Source organism: Actinopolymorpha pittospori (assembly GCF_014873875.1).
GTDB lineage: Bacteria > Actinomycetota > Actinomycetes > Propionibacteriales > Actinopolymorphaceae > Actinopolymorpha > Actinopolymorpha pittospori.
Genome location: NZ_JADBEM010000001.1, coordinates 4,470,185 through 4,487,128, shown reverse-complemented (window position 1 = coordinate 4,487,128; position 16,944 = coordinate 4,470,185). Strand labels below are relative to the sequence as shown.

The following is a 16,944-nucleotide window of genomic DNA, read 5'->3' as shown; positions in this document are numbered from 1 at the left end:
GGTGTCCACGGGCCGAACATTCCCCGACGGGCGCCTGGCGGACACGAGAGCGGCGTCGCCGGGGCACTTCGACCGGTCGCTCCCGGCCAGGGCCGACTCCGGCCTCCCCCACCTCGGCCCGCCGGGCGTGCCCGACCCCGTGCCCGAAAACGGCCGCGGGCGGCGACCCATCTCCGAAAGGGACGGTCGCCGCCCGCGGCGTGACGAGACTTCTCTCAGCTGGTGTATCCGCCGAAGTCGAAGTCCTCCAGGCGGACAGCCTCGCCGGAGCCCGCGCCGAACGAGTAGTCGGCGTCGTAGCCCTCGTAGCCCACCATGGAGTACATCGCGGCCTTCGCCTCCTCGGTCGGCTCCACCCGGATGTTGCGGTAACGGTCCATGCCGGTACCAGCCGGGATGAGCTTTCCGATGATGACGTTCTCCTTCAGACCCCGCAGCGAGTCGCTCTTGCCGTTGATCGCGGCCTCCGTGAGGACCTTGGTGGTCTCCTGGAAGGACGCGGCTGACAGCCACGAGTCCGTCGCGAGCGACGCCTTGGTGATACCCATGAGCACCGGACGACCGGAGGCCGGGGTGCCGCCTTCGGCGACGACCCGACGGTTCTCCTCCTCGAACCGGATCCGCTCGACGAGCTCGCCGGGAAGGAGGTTGGAGTCGCCCGACTCGATCACGGTGACCCGTCGCAGCATCTGCCGGACGATGGTCTCGATGTGCTTGTCGTGGATCGCCACGCCCTGCGAGCGGTAGACCTCCTGGACCTCGTCCACGAGGTGCTGCTGCACGGCGCGCATACCGAGAACGCGGAGCACGTCCTGCGGGTCCGGCGTACCGTGCGTGAGCTGCTGACCCACCTCGACGCGGGTGCCCTCCTCGACGAGCAACCGGGAGCGCTTGGAGACCGGGTAGGCCTTCTCCTCGCTGCCGTCGTCGGGGATGACCACGAGCTTGCGGCTCTTCTCGGAGTCCTCGATGCGGACCCGACCAGACACCTCCGCGATCGGCGCCTTCCCCTTGGGCTGGCGCGCCTCGAAGAGCTCGACCACACGAGGCAGACCGTGCGTGATGTCCTCACCGGCGACACCGCCGGTGTGGAACGTCCGCATGGTCAGCTGGGTACCCGGCTCACCGATTGACTGCGCCGCGATGATGCCGACGGCCTCACCGATGTCGACCAGCTTGCCGCTCGCGAGCGAACGGCCGTAGCACGCCGCACAGGCACCGACCCGCGAGTCGCAGGTGAGCACGCTGCGCACCCGGAGCTCCTCGACGCCGGCCTGTACCAGCTGCTCGATGACCTGGTCGCCCAGGTCGGTCCCGGCCGGAGCCGCGACCTGACCGTCGGCGCCCATGGCATCCTCGGCCAGCACCCGCGCGTAGACGGAGGTCTCGACGTTCTCCTCCTTGCGGAGGGTTCCGTCGGGCTGCCGCACGGCGATCCGCTTGATCAGCCCGCGCTCGCTGCCGCAGTCGTCCTCGCGGACGATCACGTCCTGGCTGACGTCGACGAGACGCCGGGTCAGGTAACCCGAGTCCGCCGTACGCAGCGCGGTGTCCGCCAGACCCTTTCGGGCACCGTGCGTGGCGATGAAGAACTCGACCACGGACAGGCCTTCACGGTAGTTGGACTTGATCGGGCGCGGGATGATCTCGCCCTTCGGGTTGGCCACCAGACCACGCATCGCCGCGATCTGCCGGACCTGCATCATGTTTCCGCGGGCACCGGAGTGAACCATCATGACGATGGGGTTGGTCTTGACGAAACCTTCCTCCATCTCACGGTGGACCTCGTTGGTCGCCTGCGTCCAGATCTCGATGAGCTCCTGCCGACGCTCGTCGTCGGTGATCAGGCCGCGCTCGAACTGCTTCTGGACCCGGGCATCCTTCTCCTCGTAACCAGCGAGGATCTCGGGCTTGCGCGCCGGGGTGATGACGTCTCCGATGGAGATCGTCACGCCGGAACGGGTCGCCCAACGGAAGCCCACATCCTTCAGGCCGTCCAGGCAGGCCGCCACCTCGACCTTCGGGTAGCGCTCCGCGAGGTCGTTGACGATGACCCCGAGCTGCTTCTTGCCCACTTCGTAGTCGACGAAGGGGTAGTCGGGCGGAAGCACCTCGTTGAACAGAGCGAGCCCGAGCGTGGTGTCCAGGATGATCGGCGCACCAGGCTCCCAGCCTTCCGGCAGCGCCTTGCTGGCCGGCGGGACGATGTCCTTGAGCCGGATCTTGATCCTGCTCTGGATGTTGATCTCGCCGCGCTCGAACGCCATCATCGCCTCGGCGACCGAGCCGAACGCCCGTCCCTCACCGAGCATGTTCTCGCGGCTCATGGTGAGGAAGAAGATGCCGATGATCATGTCCTGCGTCGGCATCGTGACCGGGCGGCCGTCAGCTGGCTTCAGGATGTTGTTGGTCGAGAGCATCAGGATCCGAGCCTCGGCCTGGGCCTCGGCCGACAGCGGCAGGTGCACCGCCATCTGGTCACCGTCGAAGTCGGCGTTGAACGCCGTACACACGAGCGGGTGGATCTGGATCGCCTTACCCTCGATCAACTGCGGCTCAAAGGCCTGGATACCGAGTCGGTGCAGCGTCGGCGCGCGGTTCAGGAGCACCGGGTGCTCGGCGATGACCTCTTCGAGGACGTCCCACACGACCGGACGGGCACGCTCGACCATCCGCTTGGCGCTCTTGATGTTCTGGGCGTGGTTGAGGTCGACGAGCCGCTTCATCACGAACGGCTTGAAGAGCTCGATCGCCATGCCCTTCGGCAGACCACACTGGTGCAGCTTGAGCTGCGGGCCCACCACGATCACCGAGCGACCGGAGTAGTCGACGCGCTTACCGAGCAGGTTCTGACGGAACCGGCCCTGCTTGCCCTTGAGCATGTCGGACAGCGACTTCAGCGGACGGTTGCCCGGTCCGGTGACCGGACGACCACGGCGGCCGTTGTCGAACAGCGCGTCGACGGCCTCCTGCAGCATCCGCTTCTCGTTGTTGACGATGATCTCGGGCGCGCCGAGGTCGAGCAGCCTCTTCAGCCGGTTGTTGCGGTTGATCACCCGGCGGTAGAGGTCGTTCAGATCGCTGGTCGCGAACCGGCCACCGTCGAGCTGCACCATCGGGCGCAGGTCCGGCGGGATGACCGGGACGCAGTCGAGCACCATGCCGAGCGGGCTGTTGCTGGTCGTGAGGAATGCCGACACGACCTTGAGCCGCTTCAGCGCACGAGTCTTCTTCTGTCCCTTGCCGCTGCGGATGATCTCCCGCAGGTTGATGGCCTCGGCCTCGAGGTCGAAGGACTCCAGCCGCTGCTTGATCGCGGCCGCGCCCATGTTGCCGTCGAAGTACTTCCCGAAGCGGGACCGCATCTCGCGGTAGAGGATCTCGTCACCCTCGAGGTCTTGGACCTTGAGGTTCTTGAACCTGGTCCAGACCTCCTCGAGCCGGTCCAGCTCACGCTGGTTGCGGTCGCGGAGCTGCCGGATCTCCCGCTCGGCGCCTTCCTTCACCTTGCGCCGGGCGTCGGCCTTGGCACCCTCGGCCTCGAGCTGGGCGAGGTCCTCCTCGAGCTTCTTCATCCGCTGCTCGACGTCGTTGTCACGCCGCTGTTCGATCTGCTTGCGCTCGACGTCGATCCGCGCCTCGAGCGAGGGCAGGTCACGCGAACGGGCCTCGTCGTCGACCCGGGTGATCATGTATGCCGCGAAGTAGATGACCTTCTCGAGGTCCTTCGGCGCGAGGTCGAGCAGGTATCCGAGCCGGCTCGGCACGCCCTTGAAGTACCAGATGTGAGTGACCGGCGCGGCCAGCTCGATGTGGCCCATCCGCTCACGCCGCACCTTGGCGCGAGTGACCTCGACGCCGCAGCGCTCACAGATGATGCCCTTGAAGCGGACGCGCTTGTACTTACCGCAGTAGCACTCCCAGTCCCGAGTGGGCCCGAAGATCTTCTCGCAGAAGAGTCCGTCCTTCTCAGGCTTGAGGGTGCGGTAGTTGATGGTCTCCGGCTTCTTCACCTCGCCGTGAGACCACTGTCGGATGTCGTCGACCGTGGCCAGGCCGATCCGAAGCTCGTCGAAGAAGTTTACGTCGAGCACGTGTTCTCGAACCCCTTAGTTGTTGAAGGTCTACTCAGAACTGGGGTGAGCGGGCGCTGGACCGTGAGGCCAGCGCCCGCACGTAACCTCAGACTTCCTCGACGCTGCTCGGCTCCCGCCGGGTCAGGTCGATTCCGAGCTCCTCCGCGGCGCGGAAGACGTCCTCCTCGCTGTCGCGCATCTCGACGGCCATGCCGTCGCTCGAGAGCACTTCGACGTTGAGGCAGAGCGCCTGCATTTCCTTGACGAGCACCTTGAACGACTCCGGGATACCCGGTTCAGGAATGTTCTCGCCCTTCACGACGGCCTCATAGACCTTCACGCGGCCTGTGACGTCGTCCGACTTGATGGTGAGCAGCTCCTGCAGCGCGAACGCCGCACCGTAGGCCTCGAGCGCCCACACCTCCATCTCACCGAAGCGCTGACCGCCGAACTGCGCCTTACCGCCCAGCGGCTGCTGGGTGATCATGGAGTACGGGCCGGTCGAACGGGAGTGGATCTTGTCGTCGACCAGGTGGTTGAGCTTCAGCATGTAGATGTAGCCGACGGCCACCGGCTCCGGGAACGGCTCGCCGGAGCGGCCGTCGAGGAGCGGCGCCTTGCCGTCCGGACCCACCATGCGGCCGCCGTCCCGGTTGGGGAACGTCGACGACAGGAGGCCGGTGATCTCCTCCTCGCGAGCACCGTCGAACACCGGGGTGGCGACGTTGGTGCCAGGATCTGCCTGGCCGGCACCGATGCCCTTGAGTCGGGTCTTCCACTCCTCGTCGTCACCGTCGATCTCCCAGCCGGCCTTCGCGACCCAACCGAGGTGGGTCTCGAGTACCTGACCGACGTTCATCCGGCCCGGTACGCCGAGCGGGTTCAGGATGATGTCGACCGGGGTGCCGTCCTCGAGGAACGGCATGTCCTCGACCGGCAGGATCTTGGCGATGACGCCCTTGTTGCCGTGCCGGCCGGCGAGCTTGTCCCCGTCCTGCACCTTGCGCTTCTGGGCGACGTCGACCCGAACCAGCTGGTTGACGCCCGGCGGCAGCTCGTCGCCTTCCTCGCGGTCGAAGACCCGGACACCGATCACGGTGCCGCTCTCGCCGTGCGGAACCTTCAGCGACGTGTCGCGGACCTCGCGCGCCTTCTCACCGAAGATCGCGCGGAGCAGCCGCTCCTCCGGCGTCAGCTCGGTCTCACCCTTGGGCGTGACCTTGCCGACGATGATGTCGCCCGGCACCACTTCGGCGCCGATCCGGATGATGCCGCGCTCGTCGAGGTCGGCGAGCATCTCCTCGGAGACGTTCGGGATGTCCCGGGTGATCTCCTCCGGCCCCAGCTTGGTGTCGCGGGCGTCGACCTCGTGTCGATCGATGTGGATCGAGGTGAGGATGTCCTCCTGGACGATCCGCTGGGACAGGATGATCGCGTCTTCGTAGTTGTGGCCCTGCCACGACATGAACGCGACGAGCAGGTTGCGGCCCAGCGCCATCTCGGCGTCGTCGGTGCACGGTCCGTCGGCGATCACCGAACCGGCCTCCACCCGGTCTCCCTCGGAGACGAGCGGCCGCTGGTTGATGTTGGTGCCGGCGTTGGAACGACGGAACTTCGCCAGCCGGTAGGTCTGGTACGTACCGTCGTCGCACGCGACCTCGACGAAGTCGGCGCACGCCTCGCGGACGACACCAGGCTTCTCCGCGGTCACGACGTCACCGGCGTCGACCGCGGCGCGGAACTCCATCCCGGTGCCGACGAGCGGCGACTCGGAACGGATCAGCGGCACGGCCTGGCGCTGCATGTTGGAGCCCATCAGCGCGCGGTTGGCGTCGTCGTGCTCGAGGAACGGGATCATTGCCGTCGCGACGGAGACCATCTGTCGCGGCGACACGTCCATGTAGTCGACCTCGGCCGCGGCGATGGCGTCGACCTCACCGTGACGCTTGCGGACCAGCACCCGCTCCTCGGCGAAGGTGCCGTCGGGGTTGAGTAGTGCGTTGGCCTGCGCGATGACGAAGCGGTCCTCCTCGTCGGCCGTGAGGTACTGCACCTCGTCGGTGACGCGACCCTCCTCGACCTTGCGGTAGGGCGTCTCCACGAACCCGAACGGGTTGACCCGACCGTAGGTGGCGAGCGAACCGATCAGACCGATGTTCGGTCCTTCCGGCGTCTCCACCGGACACATCCGGCCGTAGTGGGAGTGGTGGACGTCTCGGACCTCCATGCCGGCCCGGTCACGGGACAGACCACCGGGGCCGAGCGCGGACAGACGCCGCTTGTGCGTCAGGCCGGCGACCGGGTTGGTCTGGTCCATGAACTGGCTGAGCTGGGACGTACCGAAGAACTCCTTCAGCGCCGCGACGACGGGCCGGATGTTGATCAGGGTCTGCGGCGTGATCGCCTCGACGTCCTGGGTCGTCATCCGCTCGCGGACCACCCGCTCCATCCGGGCGAGGCCGGTGCGGAGCTGGTTCTGGATCAGCTCACCGACCGTGCGCAGACGGCGGTTGCCGAAGTGGTCGATGTCGTCGTCCTCGACGACGATCTGACCCTGCGGAGCCTCCAGCTCGGTCCGGCCCTCGTGCAGCGCGACGAGGTAGCGGATCGTGGCCACGATGTCGTCGATGGTGAGCACCGACTGGTCGTGCGGCAGCGTCAACCCGAGCTTCTTGTTGATCTTGTGGCGCCCCACCTTGGCAAGGTCGTAACGCTTCGGGTTGAAGTAGTAGTTCTCCAGCAGCGCCTGCGCGGCCTCCCGGGTCGGGGGCTCGCCAGGACGGAGCTTGCGGTAGATGTCGAGCAGCGCGTCGTCCTGGCCGGACGTGTGGTCCTTCTCCAGGGTCAGGCGCATCGACTCGTACTCGCCGAACTCCTCGAGGATCTGCGCGTCGGACCAGCCGAGCGCCTTGAGGAGGACGGTGACGTTTTGCTTACGCTTACGGTCGAGCCGGACGCCGACGGTGTCGCGCTTGTCGACTTCGAACTCCAGCCAAGCACCCCGCGAGGGGATCATCTTGGCGGTGAACACATCTTTGTCGCTCGTCTTGTCGAGCATGCGTTCGAAATAGACACCGGGCGAACGAACGAGCTGGCTGACCACGACACGCTCGGTGCCGTTGATCACGAACGTTCCCTTGTCGGTCATGAGCGGGAAATCACCCATGAACACGGTCTGGGACTTGATCTCGCCAGTTTCGTTGTTCATGAACTCCGCGGTGACGAACAAAGGCGCGGCATAAGTGAAGTCGCGGTCTTTACACTCGTCGACAGAGTTCTTCGGCGGCTCGAACCGGTGATCGCGGAACGAAAGGGACATCGTTCCCGAGAAGTCCTCGATCGGGGAGATCTCTTCGAAGATCTCTTCCAGACCGGAACGGTCGGGAACGTCCGTACGACCCTCTTCGAGGGCCTTTTCCGCACGCGCCTGCCAACGATCGTTCCCGACAAGGGTGTCGAAGCTCTCAACCTGCAAAGCGAGCAGGTCGGGGACCTCGGCGGGTTCCTTGATTTTCGCGAACGAAACGCGGTGTGGTGCAGCGGCGCGATTGGCGGACGGGCGGGTGGACGTGGTGGACGCAGTGGAACGCGAAGCGGCCAAGAGGGGTCCTTCCGAGGCTTGCGGACTCGTCTCTCACATGCCGGACCGACCTAAGGGGGCTCCCAGGCACGGTCGGAAGGCAGGGCAAAGCGACAGTGTAGCCCCGTCGCTCACTGCTGTCTAGTCCCTCGGAAATCCGCGGAGCGTCCACCGCCGAGGCGCCATCGCCATCGGCGGGCCACATCCCCTGGCCAGCCCTCACACGACCTCCCCTGGAGCATGGCCCGGAGCCCCCCAGCTCGTCAAGGAGGCTTTCAGAGGTTTGGCGATCTTTCCGCCGGAGGACAGAAGGATCACCAGCCTCTGGCCTGCGACGCACGGGACGACGTGCTTGTCGATGGCACGAACGCCGAAGGGCGGCCACCCGTGAGGATGACCGCCCTTCGGCGTCGTGGACCAAGATCGCGGCTCGCGAACCCGCCTGCGCGGACCTACCGCGCGCCGCTCTTGGACGAGACTTACTTCAGGGTGACCTTGGCGCCAACGGCCTCGAGGGCCTCCTTGGCCTTCTCCGCGGCCTCCTTGTTGACCTTCTCCAGGACCGGCTTCGGCGCGCCCTCGACCAGGTCCTTGGCCTCCTTCAGGCCGAGGCTGGTGAGCGTGCGCACCTCCTTGATGACCTGGATCTTCTTGTCGCCGGCCGCGTCGAGGATGACGTCGAACTCGTCCTTCTCCTCCTCGGCCGCAGCCTCGCCGCCGGCGCCGCCGGCCGCCGGGGCCGCAACAGCGACCGGAGCGGCCGCGGTCACGCCGAAGGTGTCCTCGAACTGCTTGACGAACTCGCTGAGCTCGAGAAGCGTCATCTCCTTGAACGCGTCGAGCAGCTCGTCGGTGCTGAGCTTAGCCATGAGTGGCGTACCTTCCGTGTGTGATGCTGTGGTGACGGTTTGGTCCTGGTGTCAGGACTCGCTGGACTCGCCGGTGTTCGGCTCGTCGGCGCTGGCTTCCGCGCTGGCCTCCGGGGCGGCCTCGGCGCTGGACTCGGCGGCACCAGCCGCCGGACCCTCCGCCTCGACCTTCTGACGCAGCGCCTCGGCGAGCCGGGCGGCCTGCGACAGCGGGGCCTGGAACAGCGATGCGGCGCCGGCCAGCGACGCGTTCATCGCACCCGCGAGCTTCGCGAGCAGGACCTCGCGCGACTCGAGGTCAGCGAGCTTGGTGATCTCGTCGACGGCGAGGGACTTGCCCTCGAGCACTCCGCCCTTGATGACGAGATTCGGGTTGGCCTTGGCGAAGTCACGCAGACCCTTGGCGACCACGACCGGGTCGCCGCTGATGAACGCGATGGCAGAGGGACCGACGAGCAACTCGTCGGCCAACTCGACACCCGCCTCCTTCGCCGCGATCTTGGTCAGCGTGTTCTTCACCACGGCGTAGCTGGCGTTCTCACCGATCGAGCGCCGCAGTTCCTGCAGCTGCTTCACGGTGAGTCCGCGGTACTCGGTCAGAACCGCGCCGGCGGAGTCACGGAACTGGTCCGTGAGCTCAGCGACGGCGGCTGCCTTGTCCGGCCTCGCCATGGGTCTCCTTCCACTCTGGTGGCCTCGGACGCGCCGACCTGGAGAAGGACCCAGAATGCGAAAAGCCCCGTACGCAAGCGCACGGGGCGAACACCAGGCCTGATCACCGACGAACGACGATCAACAGCTGGGTCTTCCACGTTCACCTGCGCGGGCCGCCCACAAGTGCGGGACCTTCAGCTGCTCCGGGGAGCAACAACCAGCGGTCTTCGGCAACCAACAGGGTACGGGACGAGGAGCGGCTCCACCAAATCGGATTTCGCCGGCCATCCCACGGCGCGGCTCTTCGGCTCCCCCGCCGCTCCACCGCCTCTTCCGCGGGAGAGACGACCGTCCCCGCACTCGGGTGGGTGCGGGGACGGCCAGGCGGCTCGAATGCGGGCAAGTCTGACGAATCGGACTACCTCTCGAGTACCGGACTCGAGTCCGCTACCTCGATGGTCTGGGTCACCGGGGCCAGTGCCACCGGATCGATGTCCTCGGGATCAAGCAGGTCGACGGTGACCCTCCCGGTCCAGGTCACGGCGAGCGAGACGTTCTTGGGACCGGGGTGCTCGAAGGTGTTGGTCACGTAGTAACCGGGCCGGTTGTCTGGCGTGATCCCCTCGACGTAGGGCCTGCCACGGCCCGTCGCGGATCCACCACCTTCGAAGGTCCAGACCAGGTCGGCCTGGGCCCGGATCTGCCCGTCCAGGCCGCCGTTGGGCCGGTCGATGTGAATCGGGATCTCGATCGTCGGCGGGTCGTTCGCCACGACGATCTCGGGATCGAGGCCGGCCGGATAGTCGGTCGAGACGATGGTCGGGAGGTTCACGAGCGTCCTGCCGGCGGGCGAGATCGTGATCGCCGGCCTCTCGAGTTCCTGGAAGACCTTGTAGTTGACCTCCCAGGAGATCTCTTCCATGGGAATGAAGTCGTCTTCACCTGGCTCGTCGCAGTCGGCATCCTGCCCCGACCACTTCGTGGGCTGGCCGTCTGGTCCGATCCTCCGCTCCCACCGGATCCAGGCGAAGAGTGGCAGGCCACGAGGCCCCCGCAGAGCGGTCCCGCAGGTGATGCCCCGGATGTAGGCCTCCGGATCGTCCTCCGCACAGGCGAACGCCGGATCGGTTTCCGGACAGAGGAGCTCGTTGGTGCTGCTGTGCTGGACCCAGACCAGTGCCGGTCCGGAGTCTCCACCGGTGGGTACGCTGTCGGCTTGCGGCGCCCGCCAGTATCCGTTCGCCGATTCGCTGTACTGCCAGCCGATTCCGTCCTGCGGGCCGGCGTAGGCCGGTGCGGCCGCCGACGGGCTCATCGCCAGGAGCCCACCCACCAGGGCAACCGCCGCTGTCATGACCGCAAGCCGTCTCATTGGACGACGCTCCCTCCGACGATCCGCCAGCCGCCCTGCACCTTGCCGACGGAGTACTGGTAACGCTGCCGCTCGGCCGGCCCCTGGTCGACGACCTTGCCCGACCCGTTCGTCGTCTTGTACGCGCTGACCACGGCGTTCACCGTGACGTAGATGCCGCCCGAACGTTGACCGCCCACCGTGATGGTCGGCTCGGTGAAGATGCCGCCCTCGACCTTCCCGCCACTCCGGTAGGCGCCGCTGATGTACTGCTTCGAGGCGGCGCAGACGCCGCAGCCCTGGACCATGTCGTCGACGGCGGAGAAGTCGCCGTTGCCGGTGGCCTTGTTCTGGGCTTCGAGATAGTCGGCGACGAACGCCTTGACCTCGGCCTTCGTCGCGTCGTCGACGTCGCTCGAGCCGCCGGTGATGATCGTTCCCCGACTGGTCGGGCTGGTCGACGCCGACGGTGTGGATGTCGGCGATGTGGTGGGTGTGGCCGGCGGCGACGTCGCGGGTTCGGACGCCTCGGGTGTGTCGAGCGTCGTCGGCTCCGGTGCGTCCGGACCGCACCCGGCAAGCAACAACCCGATCGCGGCCGCGCCGGCCGCGACCGCTTGGACCCCTCGCGTGCCCCTCACAGGAATCCTCAACGCCCCGTTCCCACCTAGATGCGCCCAATGCCCCGACTAGCGTAACCACGAGTGACCATGTCCCGAAAGGCCCTGAGCGTGACTGTCTGACGCACGGGAACCGTCCATCGGTTGCTCGGCGGTGCGACATCGTTCCGGGTTCGCCCGGCTCTGGAGTCGCACTGGCCGTCCCCGTGAGTCGGGAATCCCCCAGACAGACGAACGCCCCTGCGCACCAGAGGTGCCACAGGGGCGTTCGGACGCGATGGCGTCGGTCAGGCGGTGGCCTCCGCGGCCTCGATGACCTTGTTGGGGTCGATCGGGACGCCCGGGCCCATCGTCGTGGAGAGCGTGACCTTGCGGACGTAGCGTCCCTTGGACGACGACGGCTTGAGCCGGAGCACCTCGTCGAGCGCGGCGCCGTAGTTCTCCGCGAGCTGCTCCTCGGAGAAGGACGCCTTGCCGATGATGAAGTGCAGGTTGGCGTGCCGGTCGACGCGGAACTCGATCTTCCCGCCCTTGATCTCGGTCACCGCCTTGACGACGTCCGGGGTGACCGTGCCCGTCTTCGGGTTGGGCATCAGGCCACGGGGGCCGAGCACCCGGCCGAGCCGGCCGACCTTGCCCATCAGGTCAGGCGTGGCGACCACGGCGTCGAAGTCGAGCCAGCCACCCTGGATCCGCTCGATGAGGTCGTCGGACCCCACGTGGTCGGCCCCGGCCGCGGTGGCGTCCTCCGCCTTCTGCCCGGTGGCGAAGACCAGGACCCGAGCGGTCTTGCCAGTGCCGTGCGGAAGGTTGACGGTGCCGCGGACCATCTGGTCGGCCTTGCGGGGGTCGACCCCGAGCCGCATCGCGACGTCGACGGTCTCGTCGAACTTCTTGCTGGCGTTCTGCTTGGCCAGCGCGATCGCGTCACGCGGGTCGTGAAGGGCCGACTGGTCGACCTTCTCCGCCGCTGCGCGGTAGGACTTGCTGCGCTTCATGATCACTCCTGGGAAGGAAGCGGGAGTTCGTGGTACGGGCCAGCGCTCGGCCCTCCCACCTGACATCGGATCCGTACGCCGGATCCGGGCGGACCTCGCGGTCTCAGCCGGTGACGGTGACGCCCATCGAACGCGCGGTGCCCTCGACGACCTTCATCGCGGCCTCGATGTCGTTGGCGTTCAGGTCAGGCATCTTGGTCTCGGCGATCTCGCGCACCTGGTCGCGGCTGATCGAGGCGACCTTCACGGTGTGCGGGGTGGGCGAGCCCTTGTCGAGGCCGATCGCCTTCTTGATCAGCTCGACCGCCGGAGGCGTCCTCGTGACGAAGCTGAACGACCGGTCTTCGTAGATCGTGATCTCGGCGGGAATGACGTTCCCCCGCATCGACTCGGTCGCGGCGTTGTAGGCCTTCGTGAACTCCATGATGTTGATGCCGGTCGGGCCGAGCACCGTACCCACAGGCGGGGCGGGTGTCGCGGCGCCAGCCTGCAGCTGGAGCTTGAGCACGGAGGCGATCTTCTTCTTGGGAGGCATTCTGTCGGGTCCTCTGGTGGTAATGGTGGTGAGATCGGCCGGACGGTCAGACCTTCTGGATCTGCGTGAAGGACAGCTCCACCGGGGTCTCCCGGCCGAAGATCTCGACGAGGGCCTTGACCCTCTGTGCGTCGGGGTTGAGCTCGGTGATCGTCGCGTGCAGCGTCGCGAACGGCCCGTCGACCACCATGACCGAGTCGCCCACCTGGAAGTCGACGACCTCGGCCTTCTTCTTCTTGTCCGGCTCCTTGGCCTCGACGACCACAGGAGCCAGCATCTTCTCAACCTCGTCAAGGCCGAGCGGAACCGGCTGGTGGGCGTGCCCGACGAAGCCGGTCACCGAAGGCGTGTGGCGTACGGCGGACCACGACTCGTCGGTCAGGTCCATCCGCACCAGCACGTAGCCGGGGAGAACGGTGCGCCGAACCATGCGGCGCTGGCCGTTCTTGATCTCCGCGACCTCCTCCTGGGGGACGACCACCTCGAAGATGTAGTCCTCCATGTTGAGGGACTGGATGCGGTTCTCGAGGTTGGCCTTGACGCGGTTTTCCATCCCCGAGTACGTGTGGATCACATACCAGTCGCCTGGCTTGGAGCGAAGGGCCGCCTGGAACTCCGCGAGCACGTCCTCCCCGGACGGCTCGGCGTCCTCGCCGGGTTCGGCCTCCGCGGCCGCGCTCTGCTCGCCGCCGTCGACGATCTCCGTCTCGGCTCCGGCGTCCTGGTCGGTGTCAGCCGCGGTGTCGGCTCCCTCGGAACCCTCGGCCGCGGACTCGGCCCCGGTCTCGTCGTAGTCGCTGGTTTCGTCGGCGGAGGCCTCGTCGGCAGGCTGGCCGGCCGGGTTGGCGGCGGCAGCTGCCTGTTCCGAATCCGCACCCTGCGGGCCGCGGATCTCGTCGTCGAGGTCGGACACTCTTGGCACTCCGTTTTCTTCAGCGTTTGTTGATCGTCCGGCGGGGCGGTGGTGACGCGTCGCGGTGGATCGCGTCAGCCGAAGATCCTGAACATCAGCGAGCCGATCCCCAGGTCGAGCAGCGAGACGATCGCCATCACGACGAGCACGAAGACCAGTACCACCACCCAGTAGGTCGTGAGCTGATCGCGCGTGGGCCAGATGACCTTGCGCAACTCGGCGATGACCTGGCGGTAGAACAGGCTGATACGGGCGACGGCGCTTTGGCGCCCTTCGCCCTTCTTGTCCGGGCGAGCACGCTCCGGGGTCGCGGTAGATCCGCGCGTCTCCGTCACTGTTCGTCCTCACCGGTCTTCGGACCCGGCCGGACACTCCGCCGGGTTGAGAGGGTCGCACTACTGAGGGAACGAACGAACGTCCCCGTTAGTGCTAGCTCCCGCGCATCGTCCGCCGGGGGCGACACGCACGGCTTCGGCCTGCTGGCCGAGGCCTGCAGGGCAGGAGGGACTCGAACCCCCAACCGCCGGTTTTGGAGACCGGTGCTCTACCAATTGAGCCACTGCCCTACGGAGCCGACTTCCTCACCGCACACACCCGAAGATCGCACACCGGGCACACTTCGGAGAGGTCCTCGGACCGCCAGGTGCACGAGTGTACGGGGTCAGTGTCGGAATGGTCGAACCGACCCGGCACGTTCCTTTCCACGACACGTCGCCCCGGCACGCCACGCGCACGCGCGAGGTGCCACGATAGCCCGTATGACCAGCCCCGAGAGCGGCTCGCACGAGCCGACCGCGCACGCCGCCGCCACCGCGAAGGACCGGGCCCGGATTTCGGCCCGGATCGCCGCCATCGCTGAATCCGCCACCCTGGCGGTCGATGCGAAGTCGAAGGCGCTGAAGGCGGCGGGGCGTCCCGTGATCGGCTTCGGTGCAGGTGAGCCCGACTTCCCCACGCCCGACTACATCGTCGAGGCCGCCGTCGAGGCGGCCCGCGACCCGCGTAACCACCGCTACACGCCCGCCGGCGGGCTGCCCGAACTCCGGGCGGCGATCGCCGAGAAGACCAAGCGTGATTCCGGCTTCGAGGTCACTCCTGGTCAGGTTCTGGTCACGAACGGCGGCAAGCAGGCCGTCTACGAGGCCTTCGCGCTCCTCCTCGACCCGGGCGACGAGGTGCTGCTGCCCGCGCCGTACTGGACCACCTACCCCGAGTCGATCGCGCTCGCCGGTGGCACCGCGGTCCCGATCATGACCGACGAGTCCGCCGACTACCTCGTCAGCGTCGAGCAGTTGGAGGCGGCCCGCACCCCGCGCACCAAGGTGCTGTTGATGTGCTCGCCGTCCAACCCGACCGGCGCCGTCTATCCGGCCGAACGGCTGCGTGAGATCGGCCGCTGGGCCGACGAGCACGGCCTGTGGATCATCACCGACGAGATCTACGAACACCTCACCTACGACGGCGTGACGTCCACCTCCCTGCCGGTCGAGGTGCCCGAGATCGCCGACCGCTGCATCGTGGTCAACGGCGTCGCCAAGACCTACGCCATGACCGGCTGGCGGGTCGGCTGGCTGATCGGCCCGGCCGACGTGACCAAGGCCGGGATCAACCTCCAGTCGCACGCGACCGGAAACGTCAGCAACGTCGCCCAGCGCGCCGCGCTCGCCGCGGTGAGCGGCGACCTCTCCGCCGTCGCGCGGATGCGGGAGGCCTTCGACCGGCGTCGGCGGACCATCGTCGACCTGCTGTCCGACGTGCCCGGTTTCACCTGCCCCACGCCGAAGGGTGCGTTCTACGCCTACCCGTCGGTGAAGGGCGTTCTCGGCAAGTCGATCCGTGGTCGTCGGCCCGCCTCCTCCGCCGAACTCGCCGAGCTGCTGCTCGAGGAGGCCGAGGTGGCTGCCGTACCCGGCGAGGCGTTCGGTACGCCCGGCTACCTCCGGTTCTCCTACGCACTCGGCGACGACGACCTGGCCGAGGGGATCACCCGGATCCAGAAGCTGCTGTCGGAGGCCCAGAGCTGACCCCTGGGCCGTGACCGTGGTTCCGATGATCCGCCGAGCGGCCCGCCTGTTTGTCTCCGAGGACCCCCGCGACGAAGATTCCGTCGCGGGGGTCCTCTCGTTCGGGCCGCCGGCGACGCCCGCGACCATGGACGGATCGGGCCCAGATGTCCGCGGACCACGAGGAGGCCGGCCGTGACGACGACGGTGGGTGGCTCGGCGGCGAGCCGGGCGACGACGCGGCCGCTCGACACTCTCCCCAAGGCTCACCTACACCTGCACTTCACCGGGTCGATGCGGCACGAGACCCTGATCGACCTCGCCGTCCGACACGGCATCGCCCTGCCGGACGCGCTGCGGGACGAGTGGCCGCCGCACCTGCTCGCGACCGACGAGAAGGGCTGGTTCCGGTTCCAGCGGCTGTACGACCTCGCCCGCTCGGCGCTGGTCACCGTGGACGACGTACGCCGGCTGGTCCGCGAGACCGTCGAGGACGAGGCCCGGGAGGGCTCCGGCTGGCTCGAGATCCAGGTGGACCCCTCGGGGTACGCGAGCCGGTTCGGCGGGATCACGGCGTTCACCGACCTCGTCCTCGACGCGGCCCGCGACGCCTCCTCGCTCACCGGCGTCGGCGTGGGCATCGTGATCGCGGCCAACCGCACCCGGCACCCCCTGGACGCGCGCACGCTCGCCCGGCTGGCGGTGCAGTACGCCGGGAGGGGCGTCGTCGGGTTCGGCCTGTCCAACGACGAACGCCGTGGCCGGCCGGAGGAGTTCGCCAAGGCGTTCGGGATCGCCACCAGGGCGGGTCTCGGTTCGATGCCGCACGGCGGCGAGCTGTGCGGGCCGGACAGTGTTGTCGGCTGCCTGGACGCACTCGGCGCGACCCGGGTCGGGCACGGCGTACGGTCGGCCGAGAGTCCGGCACTGCTGGACCGGATCGCGTCGGCGGGTGTCCCCCTGGAGGTGTGCCCCGCCTCGAACGTCGCGCTCGGCGTCTACCCGGAGCCGGACGCCATACCGCTGCGCCGGCTGTTCGACTCCGGGGTGCAGATCGCGCTCGGCGCCGACGATCCGTTGCTGTTCGGCGTACGGCTGGTAGGCCAGTACCAGCTCGCGCGCCGGCTCGGCTTCTCCGACGAGGAACTCGCGGAGTTGGCCCGGATGTCCGTGCGCGCCTCGACCGCGCCGAGCGACGTACGCAGCCGGCTCCTCACCGGGATCGACGACTGGCTCGCGGCAGAGCCGGGCGAGGGCGCCCCGGAGCCGTGGTCTCCCTGAGCGGAGGATCCGGCGATGGTTCCCGTCCGGTCGCGGCGACGACCTGGATCATGAAGGATGGCGG

The 16,944-nt window shown here is 67.7% G+C and carries 12 protein-coding genes and 1 tRNA gene; 2 read left to right on the top strand and 11 right to left on the bottom strand.

Going from position 1 to position 16,944, the window contains the following annotated elements:
• Positions 1-215: 215 nt before the first annotated feature.
• The 11 genes from HEB94_RS21155 to HEB94_RS21105 all read right to left on the bottom strand — a co-directional run bounded on the left by HEB94_RS21155 (position 216) and on the right by HEB94_RS21105 (position 14,162).
• A complete protein-coding gene (locus tag HEB94_RS21155; protein WP_192751502.1) occupies positions 216-4,094 on the bottom strand; it encodes a DNA-directed RNA polymerase subunit beta' in 3,879 nt (1,292 codons plus the stop codon).
• An 88-nt stretch (positions 4,095-4,182) separates the two neighbouring features.
• Positions 4,183-7,587: a DNA-directed RNA polymerase subunit beta gene (gene rpoB, locus HEB94_RS21150; protein ID WP_420481597.1), complete on the bottom strand. Its 3,405-nt coding sequence runs from the start codon at positions 7,585-7,587 to the stop codon at positions 4,183-4,185.
• A gap of 548 nt (positions 7,588-8,135) precedes the next feature.
• Positions 8,136-8,525, bottom strand: a complete 390-nt coding sequence (rplL, locus tag HEB94_RS21145; protein ID WP_192751500.1) for a 50S ribosomal protein L7/L12 — start codon at positions 8,523-8,525, stop codon at positions 8,136-8,138.
• Positions 8,526-8,576: 51 nt separating this feature from the next.
• Complete coding sequence (rplJ, locus tag HEB94_RS21140) at positions 8,577-9,197, bottom strand: 50S ribosomal protein L10 (protein ID WP_192751499.1); 621 nt, start codon at positions 9,195-9,197, stop codon at positions 8,577-8,579.
• Positions 9,198-9,597: 400 nt separating this feature from the next.
• A complete protein-coding gene (locus tag HEB94_RS21135) occupies positions 9,598-10,551 on the bottom strand; it encodes a hypothetical protein (RefSeq protein WP_192751498.1) in 954 nt (317 codons plus the stop codon).
• Entirely contained in the window at positions 10,548-11,171 is a 624-nt protein-coding gene (locus HEB94_RS21130) for a TcaA NTF2-like domain-containing protein (RefSeq protein ID WP_192751497.1), read from the bottom strand. Before HEB94_RS21130 ends, HEB94_RS21135 begins: the two co-directional genes overlap by 4 nt.
• A 266-nt stretch (positions 11,172-11,437) precedes the next feature.
• A complete protein-coding gene (gene rplA, locus HEB94_RS21125) occupies positions 11,438-12,148 on the bottom strand; it encodes a 50S ribosomal protein L1 (protein WP_192751496.1) in 711 nt (236 codons plus the stop codon).
• A gap of 103 nt (positions 12,149-12,251) precedes the next feature.
• Positions 12,252-12,683 (bottom strand): 50S ribosomal protein L11, encoded by a 432-nt coding sequence (gene rplK, locus HEB94_RS21120; protein ID WP_192751495.1) that lies wholly within the window; start codon positions 12,681-12,683, stop codon positions 12,252-12,254.
• A 46-nt stretch (positions 12,684-12,729) separates the two neighbouring features.
• The gene (nusG, locus tag HEB94_RS21115; RefSeq protein WP_192751494.1) at positions 12,730-13,596 is read right to left on the bottom strand and encodes a transcription termination/antitermination protein NusG; all 867 of its coding nucleotides are present in this window, start codon (positions 13,594-13,596) and stop codon (positions 12,730-12,732) included.
• A 74-nt stretch (positions 13,597-13,670) separates the two neighbouring features.
• Positions 13,671-13,931 carry a preprotein translocase subunit SecE gene (gene secE / locus HEB94_RS21110; protein WP_192751493.1) on the bottom strand — a complete coding sequence of 87 codons (261 nt, stop codon included), beginning with the start codon at positions 13,929-13,931 and terminating at the stop codon, positions 13,671-13,673.
• A gap of 158 nt (positions 13,932-14,089) precedes the next feature.
• Positions 14,090-14,162: transfer RNA gene (locus tag HEB94_RS21105), tRNA-Trp, on the bottom strand.
• Between the two features lie 192 nt (positions 14,163-14,354).
• On the opposite strand from HEB94_RS21105, the gene HEB94_RS21100 reads away from it, so the two are divergent.
• Positions 14,355-15,620 (top strand): pyridoxal phosphate-dependent aminotransferase, encoded by a 1,266-nt coding sequence (locus HEB94_RS21100; protein WP_192751492.1) that lies wholly within the window; start codon positions 14,355-14,357, stop codon positions 15,618-15,620.
• A gap of 174 nt (positions 15,621-15,794) precedes the next feature.
• A complete protein-coding gene (locus HEB94_RS21095; RefSeq protein WP_337917874.1) occupies positions 15,795-16,880 on the top strand; it encodes an adenosine deaminase in 1,086 nt (361 codons plus the stop codon).
• Positions 16,881-16,944: the final 64 nt, after the last annotated feature.

Coding starts and splice junctions, on each gene's coding strand:
- HEB94_RS21135 (WP_192751498.1), bottom strand. CDS start 10,551: ATGAGACGGCTTGCGGTCATGACAGCGGCGGTTGCCCTGGTGGGTGGG.
- HEB94_RS21100 (WP_192751492.1), top strand. CDS start 14,355: ATGACCAGCCCCGAGAGCGGCTCGCACGAGCCGACCGCGCACGCCGCC.
- rplK (WP_192751495.1), bottom strand. CDS start 12,683: ATGCCTCCCAAGAAGAAGATCGCCTCCGTGCTCAAGCTCCAGCTGCAG.
- rplJ (WP_192751499.1), bottom strand. CDS start 9,197: ATGGCGAGGCCGGACAAGGCAGCCGCCGTCGCTGAGCTCACGGACCAG.
- rplA (WP_192751496.1), bottom strand. CDS start 12,148: ATGAAGCGCAGCAAGTCCTACCGCGCAGCGGCGGAGAAGGTCGACCAG.
- rplL (WP_192751500.1), bottom strand. CDS start 8,525: ATGGCTAAGCTCAGCACCGACGAGCTGCTCGACGCGTTCAAGGAGATG.